Source organism: Pseudomonas sp. yb_2 (assembly GCF_043103905.1).
Classification (GTDB): domain Bacteria; phylum Pseudomonadota; class Gammaproteobacteria; order Pseudomonadales; family Pseudomonadaceae; genus Aquipseudomonas; species Aquipseudomonas alloputida.
Genome location: NZ_JBICKH010000046.1, coordinates 53,668 through 70,762 on the forward strand (window position 1 = coordinate 53,668; position 17,095 = coordinate 70,762).

General features: G+C 62.4%; 14 protein-coding genes. 9 read left to right on the forward strand and 5 right to left on the reverse strand.

Going from position 1 to position 17,095, the window contains the following annotated elements; genetic code table 11:
• Nucleotides 1-162: 162 nt before the first annotated feature.
• Nucleotides 163-1,050: an NAD(P)-dependent oxidoreductase gene (locus tag ACF8FB_RS11410; RefSeq protein ID WP_392509815.1), complete on the forward strand. Its 888-nt coding sequence runs from the start codon at nt 163-165 to the stop codon at nt 1,048-1,050.
• On the opposite strand, the gene ACF8FB_RS11415 is transcribed toward ACF8FB_RS11410, so the two are convergent.
• Nucleotides 950-3,214 carry a putative bifunctional diguanylate cyclase/phosphodiesterase gene (locus ACF8FB_RS11415; RefSeq protein WP_392511351.1) on the reverse strand — a complete coding sequence of 755 codons (2,265 nt, stop codon included), beginning with the start codon at nt 3,212-3,214 and terminating at the stop codon, nt 950-952. The two genes, ACF8FB_RS11410 and ACF8FB_RS11415, sit on opposite strands and share 101 nt — an antisense overlap.
• Before the next feature lie 277 nt (nt 3,215-3,491).
• Nucleotides 3,492-6,338, reverse strand: a complete 2,847-nt coding sequence (gene rapA / locus ACF8FB_RS11420) for an RNA polymerase-associated protein RapA (RefSeq protein ID WP_350298215.1) — start codon at nt 6,336-6,338, stop codon at nt 3,492-3,494.
• A 150-nt stretch (nt 6,339-6,488) separates the two neighbouring features.
• Here rapA and ACF8FB_RS11425 point away from each other — a divergent pair, with 150 nt between their 5' ends.
• The 8 genes from ACF8FB_RS11425 (at nt 6,489) to ACF8FB_RS11460 (ending at nt 11,810) form a co-directional block, all read left to right on the forward strand.
• Nucleotides 6,489-7,184 carry a M949_RS01915 family surface polysaccharide biosynthesis protein gene (locus ACF8FB_RS11425; RefSeq protein WP_010952304.1) on the forward strand — a complete coding sequence of 232 codons (696 nt, stop codon included), beginning with the start codon at nt 6,489-6,491 and terminating at the stop codon, nt 7,182-7,184.
• 63 nt (nt 7,185-7,247) lie between these two features.
• Nucleotides 7,248-7,577 (forward strand): hypothetical protein, encoded by a 330-nt coding sequence (locus ACF8FB_RS11430; protein WP_010952305.1) that lies wholly within the window; start codon nt 7,248-7,250, stop codon nt 7,575-7,577.
• 68 nt (nt 7,578-7,645) lie between these two features.
• Nucleotides 7,646-7,807 (forward strand): hypothetical protein, encoded by a 162-nt coding sequence (locus ACF8FB_RS11435; RefSeq protein ID WP_003254864.1) that lies wholly within the window; start codon nt 7,646-7,648, stop codon nt 7,805-7,807.
• Nucleotides 7,808-7,941: 134 nt separating this feature from the next.
• Nucleotides 7,942-8,058 (forward strand): cytochrome c oxidase subunit CcoM, encoded by a 117-nt coding sequence (gene ccoM / locus ACF8FB_RS11440; RefSeq protein ID WP_003254862.1) that lies wholly within the window; start codon nt 7,942-7,944, stop codon nt 8,056-8,058.
• A 204-nt stretch (nt 8,059-8,262) separates the two neighbouring features.
• Nucleotides 8,263-10,251 carry an FUSC family protein gene (locus tag ACF8FB_RS11445; protein WP_392509816.1) on the forward strand — a complete coding sequence of 663 codons (1,989 nt, stop codon included), beginning with the start codon at nt 8,263-8,265 and terminating at the stop codon, nt 10,249-10,251.
• Nucleotides 10,238-10,444 (forward strand): DUF1656 domain-containing protein, encoded by a 207-nt coding sequence (locus ACF8FB_RS11450; RefSeq protein WP_010952308.1) that lies wholly within the window; start codon nt 10,238-10,240, stop codon nt 10,442-10,444. The genes ACF8FB_RS11445 and ACF8FB_RS11450 overlap by 14 nt, the downstream gene beginning before the upstream one ends.
• Before the next feature lie 12 nt (nt 10,445-10,456).
• Nucleotides 10,457-11,326: an HlyD family secretion protein gene (locus ACF8FB_RS11455; protein ID WP_010952309.1), complete on the forward strand. Its 870-nt coding sequence runs from the start codon at nt 10,457-10,459 to the stop codon at nt 11,324-11,326.
• Nucleotides 11,327-11,471: 145 nt separating this feature from the next.
• Entirely contained in the window at nt 11,472-11,810 is a 339-nt protein-coding gene (locus ACF8FB_RS11460) for a DUF2025 family protein (RefSeq protein WP_020191710.1), read from the forward strand.
• Nucleotides 11,811-11,824: 14 nt separating this feature from the next.
• Here ACF8FB_RS11460 and ACF8FB_RS11465 read toward each other — a convergent pair whose 3' ends face one another.
• The 3 genes from ACF8FB_RS11465 to ACF8FB_RS11475 form a co-directional block, all read right to left on the reverse strand.
• On the reverse strand, nt 11,825-14,410 hold the full coding sequence (locus ACF8FB_RS11465) for an EAL domain-containing protein (RefSeq protein WP_392511352.1): 2,586 nt from the start codon (nt 14,408-14,410) through the stop codon (nt 11,825-11,827).
• Nucleotides 14,411-14,461: 51 nt separating this feature from the next.
• The gene (locus ACF8FB_RS11470) at nt 14,462-15,535 is read right to left on the reverse strand and encodes a diguanylate cyclase (RefSeq protein ID WP_392511353.1); all 1,074 of its coding nucleotides are present in this window, start codon (nt 15,533-15,535) and stop codon (nt 14,462-14,464) included.
• 278 nt (nt 15,536-15,813) lie between these two features.
• Complete coding sequence (locus ACF8FB_RS11475; RefSeq protein ID WP_010952313.1) at nt 15,814-16,710, reverse strand: formate/nitrite transporter family protein; 897 nt, start codon at nt 16,708-16,710, stop codon at nt 15,814-15,816.
• Nucleotides 16,711-17,095: the final 385 nt, after the last annotated feature.

Here is a 17,095-nt window from a genome sequence, read left to right on the forward strand (position 1 = left end):
CGCCGTTTTGGTGCTTGAAAGCAATCAAGACGGGTAGAGGGAAGTAACAATTCGGCGTGGCGGTAACAGTTTACGGGATGCGTAATGTGGCCACCGTTCTGCCAGTCGCCACCGGGACCGTCGCCAGCCTGGGAAATGTTCGAATCAGTCAGGAGTTTATCGATGAGCACTGCACTACCTTCGCTTGGATTCGCCGGCATTGGCCTGATGGGCCTGCCCATGTGCCGCCGCCTGCTGGCAGCGGGTTATCCGCTGACGGTATGGAACCGCAGCCCGGACAAGTGCGCCGCACTGGTCGCTGCTGGCGCGCGCCTGGCCAGCAGCCCGGCCGAATTGTGCCGTGACAGCGACATGGTGCTACTGTGCCTGGCAGACACGGCGGTGGTGCGTGAAGTGGTGTTCGGCGAGCAGGGCGTTGCCCTGGGCGGGCGCAGCGGCCAGTTGCTGATCGATTTCTCCAGCCTGGAACCCACCGCCACCCGTGAAATGGCTGCCGAACTGGCAGCACTGTGTGGCATGGCCTGGCTGGATGCACCTGTCTCTGGCGGTACGCCCGGTGCCGAAGCGGGCACGCTGGCGATCATGGTGGGCGGTGAAGAGGCCGATCTGCAGCGTGCACGCCCGGTGCTGCAGGTGCTTGGTCAGCGCGTGACGCATATGGGCGCGGTAGGCGCGGGCCAGGTGACCAAGGCTTGCAACCAGATGATCGTAGCCTGCAATGCCCTGGTAATTGCAGAAGTGGTGGCACTGGCCGAACAGTCGGGCGTGGACGCGACGCTGATCGCTGAAGCGCTGGCGGGTGGCTTTGCCGACTCCAAGCCATTGCAGATTCTTGCACCGCAAATGGCCGAGAGCCGCTTCGAGCCAATCAAGTGGCACGTACGCACGCTGCTCAAGGACCTCGATGGCGCGGTCAAGTTTTCCCGCGAGCAAGGCTCGGCGACGCCGCTCAGTGGCCTTGCCGCGCAACTGATGCGCTTGCACGGTAGCCAGGGTTACCTGCAAAAAGATCCGGCGACCCTGGTAGAGCTGTACCGCAACAAGGTGTGATCCGGCCATTCTGGCGCTGCAACCGCTCCAGCAGTGGGCGCAACTCGGCCAGCGGTACGGGGCGCCCCAACAGGTAGCCCTGCAGGTAGTCGCAACCATGGCTTTCGAGGAACGCCTGCTGTTCGGCGGTTTCCACGCCCTCGCTGACTACCCGCAGGTGCAGGGTATGCGCCATGGCGATGATCGCCTGGACAATTTCCCGGTCTTTCTGGCTGCCCGGTACATCCTGCAGGAAGGTGCGGTCGATCTTCAGCACATCCAGCGGCAGGCGCTTGAGGTAAGCCAGTGACGAGTAGCCGGTACCAAAATCATCGATCGAAAGTGCCACCCCCAGAGCCCTGACGCGTTTGAGCAGGCTGACCGTGCGCTGGATATCCCCTACCAGGGCGTTCTCGGTCACCTCCAGCTCCAGGTGGCGCGGCGCAAGGCCGGCGTGGAACAGCGCCTTTTCTACTTCGTTAGGCAGTTCGTCGTGGCTGAGGGTGACTGCCGAGCAATTGACCGTGACCTGGACCTCGCCGTAGCCGTGGCGCTGCAAGTGGGCCAGGTCGGCACAGGCATGGCGCAGCACCCACAGGTCAAGGTCGATGATCAGGCCGTTGGCTTCGGCAATGCCGACAAAACGGTCGGGCCCGAGCAGGCCGTGTTGAGGATGCTGCCAGCGTACCAGCGCTTCCAGTTTGGCCACTTGCCCGCTGCGCAGGTCGAAGATCGGCTGGTAGTGCACACACAGCCCGCGCTCTTCGAGCAGCGCCAGGCGCAGCTCTTCTTCCAGTTGCAAGGCGATCGACGCGCGAGCCTTCAGGCTGTCATTGAAGAAATTCAGGCTGTTGCGCCCGTTGTCCTTGGATTGGTAGAGGGCCAGGTCGGCATGCTTGAGCAGCTCTTCGGCTGTGCTGCCATCGTCCGGGAAGATACTTATACCGATGCTGGTGGTCATGACCATGCGCCGCCCGCCCAGGTCGATGGGGTCTTTCATCCGTTGCATGATGCGCTGGGCCAGGTGGCGGGCTTCGTCGCGGCTGTTCAGGCTGGTGACCACACAGAACTCGTCGCCACCAAAGCGCGCAACCAGGTCGTGGTTGCGGGTAGCGGCCTTGATGTGGTTGGCGATCACCTTGAGCAGCTCGTCACCGGCGTCGTGGCCAAGGCTGTCGTTGATACGCTTGAAATGGTCGATGTCGAGTAACATGACAGCCAGGCGGTTTTCGCTGGCCTGATGTTCGACCAGGCGCTCGGCGAATACCTGGTTGAATCCACGGCGGTTGAGCAGGTTGGTCAGGGCATCATAGTGCGCCGCCTGCTGCAGCGAAGCGCGGGCCTGGTCCAGTTGGCTGAGCAGTACGCTGACCCGGCGCAGGTCGTGCTCCTTGCTTTGCAGCTTCTTGTCGGCCAGTGCGGCGCTGATGCTGGCGCCACTGATCAGCAGGGTGATGAAGCCGATGCCCAGTCCCAGTTGCAGGCTGTTGTCGCCCGACGGCAGGCGCAGTGCGGTATCGGCAGGGATGACCAAGGTCATGGCCGACATCGCGGTGAAATGAGTGGCGACGATGCCGCCGGCCATCAGCAGGCTGGCGCCGTACTTCATGGCCTGGTACAGGGTACCGCTGCCATTGCGCAAGTAGCGGGCCAGGTACAGCGCGGTCAGGGCGGTGAGCAGGGCAATGGCGGCAGAGGCAAGTAGCAAGCCGGTTTGGTAGTACTGGCGGGCACCCGTTTCCATCGCGGCCATGCCGACAAAATGCATGAGGATGATGCCCAGGCCGATCAGCCCTGCGCTCGGCACGAAATAGTGCGCGCGCATGTTGCTGCGTTCGAGGCTGTGCATGGCCAACCAGGCCACGCCCAGTGCGATGAGCAGTGAAAGAATGGTCAGGGATACGTCGTAGTGCACGTCCACCGGGGCCCGAAAGGCCAGCATGCTGATGAAATGCATGGCCCATATGCCGCCTGCCAGGCAGCAGGCTCCAAGCATGTTCCATTGTCGGTGGGCGGTGGGGTCGTCGCTGTGGGACTGACGCTCGGCCATGTCGAGCGTGGCGAAACAGGCCGCGCAAGCAACGAAATAGGCGAGCAGAACCAAGAGCGGTTCATGACGGCAGTCGATGACGATGCGCCCGGTTGCGGGAAGATCGGTGAACAGTTGCAGCCCCAGCCATTCCATGGAATGCCTCTTGATCGAGTCTTCACTCGTCTGCGCTACAACCCTGTGCAGACTGTCCAGAGGCAGTATAGGAAGGAGTACTTAAGCCTTCCTGACTAATGGCACAATGATTTCTACGATTTGGTTATAACTCCAATCGCAGTGAGGAATAAATTTGGGGCCCTAATGCCTTCCTGTGGGAGCGGGCGAGCCCGCGAAGCATCCACTGCGGTGGATGCCACCGGCTTTGCCGGTGTTCGCGGGCGTGCCCGCTCCCACAAGGGGCGCGGGGCCTGCGCTAGCCAGCCACCAGCACGCGAATGGCTTCCAGGCGCAGGGCGGCCTTCTCCAGCATTGCCAGGCCATCTTCGCGCCGCTTGCGCAGGGCGTCGATTTCGCTGTCACGCACACTTGGGTTGACCGCTTGCAATGCCACCAGGCGCGCCAGCTCTTCGTCGGCCTCGGCTGCCAGGCGGCGCTGGGCTTCGGCCACGCGCTCGTTGTGGGCCGGCAGGATCTTCTCCTCGCCGCCACTGATACGCTTGGCCAGCACATCGCGCTGGGCCTGGACGAACTTGTTGGCGCTGGCGCGCGGTACACTCTCGAGCTGGTCGTTGAGGGTTTCGAAAGCAACGCGTGACGCCAGGTCGTTGCCATTGGCGTCGAGCAGGCAGCGCAGTGCCGCTGGCGGCAGGTAGCGGCCCAGTTGCAGGCTACGGGGTGCCACCACCTCGCTGACGAACAGCAGTTCAAGCAGGACAGTGCCTGGTTTGAGCGCTTTGTTCTTGATCAACGCCACGGCGGTGTTGCCCATCGAGCCTGACAGCACCAGATCCATGCCGCCCTGTACCATCGGGTGCTCCCAGGTGAGGAATTGCATGTCCTCGCGTGACAGCGCCTGGCCACGGTCGTAGGTGATGGTCACGCCTTCATCGTCGCCCAGCGGGAAGCTGGCATCGAGCATCTTCTCGCTCGGCTTGAGGATCAGTGCATTCTCGGAATGGTCTTCGCTGTCGATGCCGAAGGCGTCGAACAGGGTTTCCATGTAGATCGGCAGGGCGAACTGGTCGTCCTGTTCGAGAATGGCCTCGACCAGCGCCTGACCTTCGCCGGCGCCGCCGGAATTGAGTTCCAGCAGGCGGTCACGGCCAGTGTGCAGTTCGGCTTCCAGGCGTTCGCGTTCGCTGCGGGCGTCGGCCACCAGGGTATCCCAGGCCTTGTTTTCGCCGCCTTCGAGCAGAGGCAGCAGGCGTGGGCCGAACTGGTGCTGCAGGGCATTGCCGGTGGGGCAGGTGTTGAGGAAGGCGTTGAGGCCTTCGTGGTACCACTGGAACAGGCGCTCTTGCGGGCTGTCCTGCAGGTACGGGATGTGCAGCTGGATAGTGTGCTTCTGGCCGATCCGGTCAAGGCGGCCGATGCGCTGTTCGAGCAGGTCGGGGTGCGCTGGCAGGTCGAACATCACCAGGTGATGAGCGAACTGGAAGTTGCGGCCTTCGCTGCCGATTTCCGAGCAGATCAGCACCTGGGCGCCAAACTCTTCATCGGCAAAGTAGGCAGCGGCACGGTCGCGCTCGAGGATGCTCATGCCTTCATGGAACACCGAGGCCGGGATGCCGGAGCGCACGCGCAGGGCGTCTTCCAGGTCCATGGCGGTTTCGGCGTGGGCGCAGATCACCAGCACTTTGGTGCGCTTGAGCATCTTCAGGGTGTCGATCAGCCAGTCGACGCGTGGGTCGAAACGCCACCAGCGCTCGTCATCGGCCACTTCACCCTGGGCCTGGAAGGCAACTTCCGGGTACAGCTCGGCGTGCTCGCCGGCTGGCAGGTCGCGGTATTGCTCGGGCGTGGGCAGCGGGTAGGGGTGCAACTGGCGCTCGGGGAAGCCCTGGATCGCCGCACGGGTGTTACGGAACAGCACGCGGCCGGTGCCGTGGCGATCCAGCAGCTCGCGAATCAGCCGCGCGCTGGCCTGGGTATCGCCGTCGCTGACTGCCGCCAGCAGGGCTTCGCCTTCGGCACCCAGGAAGCCCAGGATGGTGGCGTGGGCCTTGGGCGACAGGCGGCCTTCGTCGAGCAGTTCCTGCACCGCCTCGGCTACCGGGCGGTAGTGCTCGCTCTCGGCGCGGAAAGCGGCCAGGTCATGAAAACGGTTGGGGTCGAGCAGGCGCAGGCGGGCGAAGTGGCTGTCCTGGCCAAGCTGCTCGGGGGTGGCGGTCAGCAACAGTACGCCCGGAATCACTTGGGCCAGTTGCTCGACCAGGCCGTATTCGGCGCTGACCTGGTCTTCGTGCCAGACCAGGTGGTGGGCTTCGTCGACGACCATCAGGTCCCAGCCAGCGGCAAACAGCGCGTCCTGGGCCTTTTCGTCATCGACCAGCCACTCCAGGGCAACCAACGCCAGCTGGGCATCCTCGAATGGGTTGCTGGCGTCGCTTTCGATGAAGCGCTCGGCGTCGAACAGCGCCACTTGCAGATTGAAGCGCCGGCGCATTTCCACCAGCCACTGGTGCTGGAGGTTTTCCGGTACCAGGATCAGTACGCGGCTGGCGCGACCCGACAGCAGCTGGCGGTGAATGACCAGGCCGGCTTCGATGGTTTTGCCCAGGCCCACTTCGTCGGCCAGCAGAACGCGCGGGGCGCTGCGGTCGGCGACTTCGCGGGCAATGTGCAGTTGGTGGGCGATGGGCTGTGCGCGGCAGCCGCCCAACCCCCACAGTGCCGACTGCATCTGCTTGCTGGTGTGCTGCAGGGTGTTGTAGCGCAGGCTGAACCACGACAGTGGGTCTATCTGCCCGGCGAACAGGCGGTCGCTGGCCAGGCGGAACTGAATGAAGTTCGACAACTGGGTTTCAGGCAGGGTGCGAGGCTGGTTCTGCCCGTCCAGGCCGTGGTAGACCATCAGCCCGTCGATGTCCTCGACCTCGCGCACGGTCAGCTTCCAGCCCTCGAAGTGGGTGATCTGGTCACCTGGCGAGAAGCGCACGCGGGTCAGCGGCGCATTGCGCAGGGAATACTGGCGGGTGTCGCCAGTGGCCGGGTAGAGCACGGTCAACAGGCGGCCATCCTGCGCCAGGATGGTACCCAGGCCGAGCTCTGCTTCGCTGTCGCTGATCCAGCGTTGCCCCGGTTGATACTGCTGCGCCATACTGCCTGAACTCCCGCGATGAAAAAGCCGATTATGTTAACGGATCGGCCGGTCAGACCAAAGTGCCGATAGCACCGAATGGTATCGAAAGGCACAGTCTAGTCGTTTCATCGCCCTGCACAGCGCCGCCGATGAGGGCCCCGGATCAACATGTCTGCCAAGCACCGCTGGATCAGCGCTTCGATGGCCGTGGGCAGCCTGGTGCTGCTGAGCGCCTGCGAGCAGAAAAACTTTGAGACATTGCCCCCCATTCCGATGGAGCAGCTTGAGGTACTGGGCGTGCAGACTCCGATAAAGAGCGTGCACTTTCGTGACAGTGACGGCGAAGGGCTGCTGGTCCTGAGCCGCAGCGATGGCCAGGCCAGCGACCTGGAAAGCGAACAGGAAGTGGACAAGGTGGTGCTCAAGGCCACCTTGTACGGGCGCACGGCCGAGAGCGACGCCTTCAAGGCGCGTTGGCAGGTCGAGCAGGAAACGACCTGCCCGGGGCTGGACCTGGATGTGGACTTCTATAATGACGTCAGTGATGTCAGCGACCTGAACCAGAATGGAGTGGCCGAGATAACGGTGGCCAGCCATGCATTCTGCGGCGGCGGTATCGACCCGCATGACATCGCCATCGAGATGCGTGAAGGGCAGGCCAGTTACACCATTACCGGCCAGTCGCTGATCACCCCGGCGGGCGAGGAACCGATCGGTGGTGAGCGCGAGGACAGCGCTTCGCTGAAAGCCGCGCCGCAGGTATTGCGCGATCATATGGATGCGGTTTGGCAGCAGGTGTACAAGCGGCCCTGGAGCGAGGCCAGCCCGCCAGTCGACGATGAGCCGGGTGACGAAGCCGAGTAAATGTTGTCCATGACATCAAGGTAAAGCTGCGCCTGCCGATACAGGGGGCATAGGAGAACGTCCATGCTGCCGCCGATCATTCCGCTCAGTGCCGCCCCGGTAACCTCGCAACAGGACCCGGTCAAGCCAACCCCCGACGTCAAGCCGGTGGTGCCGACGCAGCCTGCGTCCGGCGAAAGTGCCATTGACCTCAAGCGCCAGCGCGACCCGCAGGAGCAGGTATTGTTGCTGCGCGATGAACAGCGCCGCCAGCAGCAACGCCGGAACAAGGGCGAGCAGGAACGCTACGAGGCCGTCCCGGGTGACGAGGTCAATGCCGACAACACCGTGCCGGTAGCGCCATTGATGGGCGAGCATGTACGCCAAGGACTGCTGGTGGACATCGAAGTCTGATACGGGGCTGGTCAGCGCCTGCGCCTGGCTTCATCATGCAATTCTCTGTTGATCGTCGAGCCCACCCCATGAGCCAAGACAACCTCATCGATTTCGATGCCGAACGTGCCAAGCGCGTCCACGACCTCAAGGAAAAGCGGCTGAACGAAATGCGCAATGCTTTCGAGCAGGCCCTGCCATTGAGTACCAGCAAGAAAAAGAAGCCCAAGGGCAAGCCTAAGAAGCGTTGAAACTTGACGCAGGTCAACCTGCGCCCCCCTCGCGTGCCCGGCCTCGGGCACCATTGACACTGATCAATTTTCCCCGCCGCCACATTGGTTAACGTGTACCCATCGGACAACGGCAAACGAATGGGGAGGCCAGCATGTTCTTCGACAACGTGGTTATCGCCGGTGTGGTAACGGTCGGGCTGATGGTCGCCTTCTTTGCCGGTCTGGGCATTTTCATCTGGAAGGACTCGAACAAGCGCAAGCCGCGCTGACCTTCCGGGTACACGAGCACGCAAGGCATTTAGGGCGACTTCGGTCGCCCATTTTTTTGCCTGCATTTTTTATTGTCTGAGCTGTCCCTTTCAGTGCAGGCCAATCGAATATACATGATTAGCTAGCTAATTAATCGTTTCCGCTTTATCCTGCTCATCATTGTCTATCTTTTCAGCAAGACTTTTCCCCGCAAGGTCCGCCTCGTGCCCATCACCTTTCAGGCCCTGTTCGCGCCCAGCAGCCTCGCCCTCAAGTTTGCCATCAAGACCCTGCTCGGGGGCGGCCTGGCGTTGTGGCTGGCGATGCGCTGGGGGCTGGAGCAACCCTCCTGGGCATTGATGACTGCTTTCATCGTCGCCCAGCCGCTATCGGGCATGGTGGTGCAGAAAGGCTTGGCGCGGTTGGCCGGCACGTTGGTCGGCACAGTCATGTCGGTGCTGTTCATCGGCCTGTTTGCCCAGACCCCCGGCCTGTTTCTGCTTACCTTGGCGCTTTGGCTGGCGCTGTGTACCGCAGCGTCCACTCAGTTGCGCAGCGCCTGGGCCTATGCCTTCGTGCTGGCCGGCTACACCGCAGCGATCATCGCCTTGCCGGCCATTGACCACCCCCTGCAAGTATTCGACCAGGCCGTGGCTCGCTGTACCGAGATCTGCCTGGGTATTTTCTGTGCAACAGCCAGCAGTGCCTTGCTCTGGCCCATGCGGGTCGAGCAGCAACTGGGCGGGCAGGCGCGGCAGGCCTGGCAGAACGGCCTGCAGGCCGCCAGCGCCATGCTGGGCGGAGAGGACGAGGCGCGCAAAGGCCTGCTGGAAAGCCTGGGGCGCATCGTTGCCATCGACAGCCAACGTGAACATGCCTGGTTCGAGGGCAATCGCGGGCGCCAACGTGCCCGTGCCATTCGTGGCCTTAGCCAGAAACTGATGGTGCTGTTGCGTATTTCCCGTTCGGTGCGCCGCCAGTGGCGGCAACTGGATGAGGGTGAGGTAGAGCATCTGACGCCCTGGTTGCAGGAAGTGCGCACGCTGCTGGCCCAACCCGATCAGCCCAACCTGCTGTTGTTGCGTCAGCGAATCTGGGATGCCGCCCACGATGAGCAAATCAGTTCAGCGGAGCACTTCTGCCTGGCGCGCATGGCCCTGCTATTGGACTATGCCATGGCCGCCAGCCAGGCACTTGAGGATGTGGAGGCGGGCAGGGCGCCCAAGGACGTGTCCCAGGGGCTGGCCGCGCACCGAGACTGGTCGCTGGCCTTGCTGTTTGGCTCGCGCAGTGCGCTGGCGTTCCTGGTAATGAGTGGTTTCTGGCTGGCCACGGCCTGGCCTTCGGCCCCGGGTGGCCTGGTGCTGACCTGCGTGGTCTGCAGCCTGTTCGCCAGTCGCGAGAACGGCGCACAGATCGGCCTGAGTTTCCTGCGCGGGATATTCCTGGCGATACCGGCGGCGTTTGTGGTCGGGCAGATCATGCTGCCGCAATGGAGCAGCTTCGCCATGCTCTGCCTGGGCATGGGCGTGCCACTGTTTCTTGGTGCACTGGGCATGGCCCATCCGCGTACCGGGGCTACGGCCACTTCCTATTGCCTGCACTTCATTGTGCTGGTGTCGCCGCTCAACGCCATGCAGTTCGGCGTGGCGACCATGCTGAACAGTGCCCTGGCCATGCTGGTGGGGGTGTCGGCAGCGGTCATGGCCTTTCGCTTGCTGGTGTTCCGCCATCCGGCCTGGCTGGGCCGGCGCTTGCGTGCTGCAACGCAGAACGACCTGGTGCGCCTGACTCGGCGCGACCTGCGCGGGGCTGACAGCTGGTTTGGCGGGCGCATGGCCGACCGGCTGATGCAACTGGCGCGGCATGCCAGTGAATTACCGGAAGGCGAACGCAAACGCTGGGATGACGGCCTTCACGGGCTGGATATCGGCGACGAACTGGTGCACCTGCGCATGTGCCTGGCGGTCGCTCAGGCCCCTTTGGGGCGGGCCGAGCGCGAGTACCTGCAACACGTGGAGGCAGCGCTGGCCAAAGGGCCTGCTGCCGGGCGTGGGCAGCTGCTGGATGCTGCCAGTGAGCAGTTCATTGCGGCCTTGCGTCGGCTACCCGCCAGCGACCCGCTTCGCCTGGCCGAGGGGGCAGTACTGCAATTGCAGAAAAGCTGGGGCAAATGGTGCCGCTGGCAGGAGGACACCCATGGGTTTGCGTGAGTGGGAAGTGGGCGGTGTGCTGCTCAGCCCGTTTTTGCTTTATGTGTTGTTGGCGCTGCTGCTCACCGGCCTGCTGCGCCTGGTGGTGCATGCCACACCGTTGGGGCGCTGGATCTGGCATGAAGCGCTGTTCGACGCAGCGCTGTTCGTCTGTGTGTTGTTCCTGGTGGTACGCCTGTCTGGGACTTTATAAAGGAGTGTTTCGATGCGTGCGGCCGTACGTATTCTGGTGACCCTGTGTGTGGTGGCCCTGGCCGTGTTGGCCGGCTACCAGCTGTGGCAGTACTACATGCTCACCCCATGGACGCGTGATGCCCGTGTGCGCGCCGATGTGGTGGTGATTGCGCCTGATGTGTCCGGCTGGGTTCGCGAACTCAAGGTCCATGACAACCAGCAGGTCAAGGCTGGCGACTTGTTGATGAGTATTGACCGCGAGCGCTTCCAGGCCGCGCTCGATCAGGCCAGCGCGGTGACCGAGACACGCGCCCAGCAACTGCGCTTGCGCGAGCGTGAAGCAGCCCGGCGTACTGCCCTGGGGCCAGAGGCGATCAGTGCCGAGTTGCGTGAAAACGCCCAGATCAATGCCGCCATCGCGCGTGGCGAGCTGCATGAAGCCGAGGCGCAGTTGCAGGTGGCCAGGATCAACCTGGCGCGCAGTGAAGTGCGGGCCCCGCGCAGCGGGCATATCACCAATCTGCGTCTGGCCGAGGGCAATTATGTGAACACCGGGGAATCGGTGATGGCGCTGGTGGATGATTCGACGTTCTACATCCAGGCCTATTTCGAGGAAACCAAGTTGCCGCGCATTCGCGTTGGGGACACTGTGAAGGTGTGGCTGATGGGCACGGGTGAACCGATGCAGGGGCACGTGGAGAGCATCAGCCGCGGCATCACCGACCGCAACAGCAACCCGGACAGCCAGTTGCTGCCGGAGGTAGAGCCGACCTTCAACTGGGTGCGACTGGCCCAGCGCATACCGGTGAGGATTCGCCTGGATCAGGTGCCGGAAGGGCTGACCTTGAGTGCTGGGATGACGGCGAGTGTGCAAGTGCACGAGGACCGCGAGCCGCAGTGATGGTGCTGGCTTAACAGGCAGAAATGTAACGTTCGTGGCGAACGGTCCGCCAGTTGCGTTAGGCTGTCGCTGTGAGTTGCCCGACAGAGGCAACCCTTCTCCCGCCAGGCGTGCGTATCTTCCGATTTCATTGCGAGGTTACGTCATGGCCATCACTTCCCAGGATATCTGCAACGCCGCCGATCAGCTAAAGGGCTTTGTCGGCTTTCACGGCAAGCGCGGTGTTCATATCGTGCGTTTCTCCGAGGACGCGTTCGGCATGGACGTGGCCGACGCCAGTATCACCCCCTGCAGCGAGTTTGTCTGGCGGCCCGAGCAAGGGCAGCGCATGGCGTTGTGCCGCGAACGGCTGTCGCTTTTGCTGGATCAGCATGTGGATGACCGCTTGAACATTGGTGAACCGCTGCGCGCCTACCTTCGCCGCTGTGATCTGCCTGAAATCGTGGCGCAGCGCAGCCTGCAGCAGCGCACCCAGTCTGTTTAGGAGCAAGGCCGGGTCTACAAAGGCTGTGCAGTGTTTTGGGAGGGTTGGTGCAACAACGCCGTCAACCCGGCGCTGTCCAGGGGCTTGCTCAGGTAATAGCCTTGCACTTCATGGCAGCGGTCCTTTTCCAGCGACTTGAGTTGATGTTCGCTTTCCACGCCTTCGGCTGTCACTGTCAGCCCCATCGCCTCGCCCAGGTTGATGATGGCCTGGACCACAGCGCGGTCGCTGCCGCCGTTGTTGTTCAGGCCGCTGATGAAGCGCTTGTCGATCTTGATGCTGTCGAACGGGTAGGTACGCAGGTAGCCCAACGACGAATAGCCGGTGCCGAAATCATCCATGTTCAGGCGCACCCCTAGCTCCTTGAGCGACAGCATGGTGCCTAATGCGCCTTCGATATCGTTGAGCATCACGTTCTCGGTAATTTCCAGTTCCAGGCGTTGGGCGGGGAAGGCCGTGTCGAGCAAAGTTTCGCGCACGTCCGCTACCACATCGCTGCGCAAGAACTGGGCAGGCGACAGGTTGACTGAAACCAGCACGTCGGCCGGCCAGTCATGGGCAGTGCGGCAAGCTTCGCGAAGCACCCAGCGGCCCAGCGCAACAATGATGTCGCTCTGCTCGGCCAACGGGATGAAGGTGTCCGGCGCCAGCAACCCTTCCTGTGGATGCCGCCAGCGCACCAAGGCCTCGACCGCGACGATTCGCAGGTCGTCCAGGCGGTAGCGTGGCTGGTAATGCAACTCGAACTCCTCATTGCGCAGGGCCCTGCGCAGGTCGTTCTCCAGCTGGCGGCGGTACTGGATCTGCTGGTTCATTTCGGCAACGAAGTAGCGCCATGTGTTCTTTCCATCGGCCTTGGCCTGGTACAGGGCGATGTCGGCGCAGCGGATCAGCTCACCTGCATCGAAGCCCTGGTTGCGCGTCTGGGCAACGCCAATGCTGGCACCAATGTGCAGCGGCTGGTTTTCGAAGACGATGGGTTGCTGCAGCAGGCCGATCAGGCGCGCACAGAAGCGGTCGATCTCGCTGCTATTGTCCATGCCGCTGAGTACCAGGATGAACTCGTCGCCGCCCAGACGCGCGACCAGGTCGCCATCGCGGGTGGTGTCGCGCAGGCGCGTTGCCACTTCTTGCAGCACGGCATCTCCGGCGGCATGACCGAGCGAGTCGTTGATCGGCTTGAAGTTGTCCAGGTCCAGCAGCAACAAGGTCAGCGGCGGCGAGTCACTGCCGCGCAACAAGGCCTGCTCCAGGTGCCGGGCGAGCTTGTTGCGGTTGGCCAGTCCGGTCAGTGGGTCGTGCAGCGAAAGGTGCTGGATGCGCGCGTGGGCGTCGACTTCGTCGGTGATATCGCTGGCGGTACCCCGAAAACCGATGGCCTTGCCATCGCGCCAGATAGCGCGGGCGGATATCCGGCAGTAGCGGTTCTGGCCATTCTGGTCGCGGTAAGTACAGCGCAGGTTGGCCAATTGCTGCGGCTCGGCTGCAGTCAGGGCGTCCAGCCAAGGTGACAGCGGCGTGGTATCGCAGGCCAGCAACTGGTTGAGCGGGTGGCCCAGCCAGCCGTCTACCGGGTAGCCGGTGACGTTGGCGAAGCGTTGCGACAGGTAGGTCAGGCGTTGTTGCCGGTCGGTTTCCCAGATCCAGTCGGATGCCGACTCGGCCACCGCCCGGAAACGCTGCTCGCTGGCCTCCAGGGCCTGGTTGCTTTGTTGCAGATGCACGAGCGTGAGGCCGATTGCCCGGGAGCTGCGCAAGGCATGGCGGAACAGGTACAGCATCACCAGCCAAAGTATCAGTAGTGCACACAACAGTGCGGGCAACACAGCCCACAGCATCTGCTGCCCCGGCAGCGGGCTGTTCCAGGTCAGATGGTAGCCGGTGTCGCCCAGGTCGATGCGCAGGTGGTTGTGATCCTGCCTATCCTCCTTTTCCACGTGCATGCCGGTCAGGCCGGCGCCTTTACCCAACTGCGCCAGTTTGCTTTCGGTGAGCTGGTCAATGAACAGCATGACCGGCGCCTGGCTCACCTCGCTGTCGGTAACCTCCCGGTCCGGGCGCACGGCTGCTGCACTGAGTGCGGCCGGCCAGCCATTGAACAGCACGAAACGGGTGACCTGCTCGCGTGAAATCGCCGCCGCGCGGGCCTGTTCGATGATCGGCTGCAGGGGTGTGTCTATATAGCTGTCAGCGCCTGCCTGGCTGGGCTGGCCTTTGAACAAGGCATAGGTGGTGCGGTCGTTTTCCACTACGAACACCCCTTCGTAGCCGCTGGCGCTGTACAGCGACTCGCCTACGTTCTTTTCCTCGTAGGCCCATTGCCAGTCGGCTTGGCCCGACAGGTGCTCGAAGGCTGCATCCCATACGGCATAGCTGGACAGAAACTGGCGCGAGGCGAGCAGCCGTTGTTCCAGCGCCTGGGTCGCATGGAAGGCGCTACGCTCGCGCTCCTGTTGGTCGAGCGTGCGGGCGATATTGAACAGAGCGCCGAGAATGACCAGGCAAGCCAGGCCGAACACTGCGCTGAAACCGGCAATGAGGTGGCGTACCTGAAAGCGCGGTGTGGGGCTAGCGGGTGAAAGCTTGGCGGTCCTGGCCATGCGCGAGCGGCTCCTTCAGGCAACCTCCCGCCAGTCAGTCAGGAAGGAGGTTCAATCAGGATAGGCCAGCCTGAGCGCGGCAGCTTCACCGCGGGCAAAATTGACCTGATCGCGGCCAGCGTGCTTGGCGATGTACAGCGCCTTGTCCGCCTGTTCGAGCCAGTGCTCGGGGGACTCCAGGCTGGCCTGGAAGGGCGACAGGCCGATACTCAGGCTGATGCGCAGGTGCGGTAACTGTGGGTTGCGGTAGCTGGAAACCCGCTCGCGCAGACGCTCCATGGCTTGGCAGGCCTGGGCTTCGCTGGTTTCGGGCAGGATCACGCAGAACTCGTCGCCGCCGTAACGCCCGGCCTGGTCGCCCTCGCGCAAACTGCGCCGCAGCTCAGCACTGAGCTGGCGCAGTACACAGTCGCCGACCACATGGCCAAAGGTGTCGTTGATGGTCTTGAAGTGATCGATGTCGATCAGGGCAATCACCGCGTGCCCCTGTTGCTGCTTGCACGCCTGGAACTTGAGCTGCAGCAGGTCCTTCCAGGCGCCGTGGTTGAACAGCCCGGTCAGGCTGTCGGTCAGGCTCAGGGCGCTCAGCCGGCGCTTGTGGTCGCCCAGCTTGATCGCAAGCTGGTAGCACACCCAGCCCAAGGCCAGCGGGTACAGCCCCAGCATTGGCAGGCACGCATAGACCTGCAGGGGCGTGGCGGTCAATTGCAAGCCAGGGCCGAGCAGCAGGATGGCGGCGAGTATGCCAGCCAGTTGCGCCAGCACCCCGCGAAAGACCATGCGCTTGCCGCCGGCGGCGACGTTGTTCATCGTCATCATCGCCAGCACGGTCACGCTGGGCAACGGGTTGAAGTGCATGGCGGCGGTCCAGAACCCGCCCATCAGGGAGTCCAGCAGGAGGTTGCGCTGTTCCGCCTGGTAAGGCGTTGTCGAGCGGGCAGCCCACAGGTAGGCCACGTGCGGCCACAGTAAACCATTGAACAGTAACAGCAGCCATGCCCAGGAGGGGGGCGACAGCGGCGCAATGGCCGCCATGACAGTGAACAGGCCGATTCCCAGGCCAATGACCCGCGGCAGGTAGATGCGCTTGACGAATGAAAGTCCTTTGCCGTTGCGGTTATCCATAGTGCTCACAGTTTTCTGTCGGTGTACCGTTCATCGCATAACACGCATGAATATTGTTGAACAGTGTGTCATTGGCGAGAAATGACCTTGCAAGCCAATTCACGGTTGATTCGATCACGGTGGGGCAGTTGATAACCAGGCTCAGGTACTACTGAGCACTCGCAGGCGGGGGCGGGGCAACCTGGACTCACCGCATGACGGGCAAACTGATGGGTAGCCCCTGGCCTGTGAGTGAGCAGGACCAGGGGCATGAACTCACCGTAGCGGCACGCTGAGTATCATTTGTGCTCATGTCTGCTGCGCGCGGACCGGGGCTGGTCTTCGTTCAGAAGCCGCGAGGGTGGTTTGCCACTGTCACTGCGCACTTGTGCATGGCTGATCAAGGCGAAGATGAAACTGCCACCGATGATGTTGCCCGCCAGCGTCGGCAGTGCAAATTCCAGCCAGAAGCGGCTCCAGGTTTCGTCGCCAGCCCACACCAGGTAGGACACTTCGACTGACCCCACCACTATATGAGTGAAATCGCCAAGGGCCATCAGGTAGGTGATCATCAGAATGATCCAGATCTTGGCGTGCTCCATTGAAGGGATCATCCAGACCATGGTGGCAATCATCCAGCCTGAGACTATGCCCTTGGCGAACATCTGGCTGATGTCGTTCTTCATTACCTTGCGACCGACCTCCAGGAATGCCACATCGGTCTTGCTGTCGAATATCGGCAGTTCCAGCATCACCCAGGCTACCAGCAGGGTACCTGCCAGGTTGCCAAGCAACACCACGCCCCAGAGGCGTAGCAGGCGTCCGAAGTTGGCCAGCGTAGGGGCGGTCATGACGGGCAGCACCGCGGTGAGCGTATTTTCGGTGAACAGTTGCTGGCGGGCCAGGATCACTGCAAGAAAGCCCGCACTGTAGCCGATGCTGGCGACCACCTGGGCACCAGCGCCTTCTGGCAGGCGGGCGTAGAATAGCCCCATGGCCATCAACGACAGCCCCATGGACAGGCCGGCGGCAAGTGCCGACCACCACAACGCGGCAAGTGTACGTTCCAGCTCCTGGTCGCCCTGGTAGCGAATGATTTCGTGCAGCACTGCCGCCCGTGGCGGTTGGCTGTGGCTGACCTCCTGCTCTTCATCTGCAGAGAGGCCGGGGGTTTTCTCGCTTTGCCCATTGCTCATGGCCGCTACGCTCCGTGGTGTGTTTCTTTACAGATCCACGGCGCTTTCATTAGTTGCCGGTTAGCGGCAAAACGGTGATGGAAAAGTTTTTCAGAACAAGGTGTTGACTCTGATTTCAAAGCGCGTATTATTCGCCTCCTCGCAGCGATGAACGCTTCGGGGCAAGCGGTAAGTTGTTGAAGTTGTTAGCTTTCGAAAGAAAGCGGTAGTAAAAAACTTCAAAATAAACGCTTGACAGGCTCTGAGGAAAGCGTAGAATGCGCGCCTCGGTTGAGACGAAAAGCTCTTAACCAAACGCTCTTTAACAAATCGAATCAAGCAATTCGTGTGGGTGCTTGTGAGTACGGACTGATAGTCAAAAAGATTATCAGCATCACAAGTGGCC

Coding starts and splice junctions, on each gene's coding strand:
- ACF8FB_RS11410 (WP_392509815.1), top strand. CDS start 163: ATGAGCACTGCACTACCTTCGCTTGGATTCGCCGGCATTGGCCTGATG.
- ACF8FB_RS11415 (WP_392511351.1), bottom strand. CDS start 3,214: ATGGAATGGCTGGGGCTGCAACTGTTCACCGATCTTCCCGCAACCGGG.
- rapA (WP_350298215.1), bottom strand. CDS start 6,338: ATGGCGCAGCAGTATCAACCGGGGCAACGCTGGATCAGCGACAGCGAA.
- ACF8FB_RS11425 (WP_010952304.1), top strand. CDS start 6,489: ATGTCTGCCAAGCACCGCTGGATCAGCGCTTCGATGGCCGTGGGCAGC.
- ACF8FB_RS11430 (WP_010952305.1), top strand. CDS start 7,248: ATGCTGCCGCCGATCATTCCGCTCAGTGCCGCCCCGGTAACCTCGCAA.
- ACF8FB_RS11435 (WP_003254864.1), top strand. CDS start 7,646: ATGAGCCAAGACAACCTCATCGATTTCGATGCCGAACGTGCCAAGCGC.
- ccoM (WP_003254862.1), top strand. CDS start 7,942: ATGTTCTTCGACAACGTGGTTATCGCCGGTGTGGTAACGGTCGGGCTG.
- ACF8FB_RS11450 (WP_010952308.1), top strand. CDS start 10,238: ATGGGTTTGCGTGAGTGGGAAGTGGGCGGTGTGCTGCTCAGCCCGTTT.
- ACF8FB_RS11455 (WP_010952309.1), top strand. CDS start 10,457: ATGCGTGCGGCCGTACGTATTCTGGTGACCCTGTGTGTGGTGGCCCTG.
- ACF8FB_RS11460 (WP_020191710.1), top strand. CDS start 11,472: ATGGCCATCACTTCCCAGGATATCTGCAACGCCGCCGATCAGCTAAAG.
- ACF8FB_RS11465 (WP_392511352.1), bottom strand. CDS start 14,410: ATGGCCAGGACCGCCAAGCTTTCACCCGCTAGCCCCACACCGCGCTTT.
- ACF8FB_RS11470 (WP_392511353.1), bottom strand. CDS start 15,535: ATGGATAACCGCAACGGCAAAGGACTTTCATTCGTCAAGCGCATCTAC.
- ACF8FB_RS11475 (WP_010952313.1), bottom strand. CDS start 16,710: ATGAGCAATGGGCAAAGCGAGAAAACCCCCGGCCTCTCTGCAGATGAA.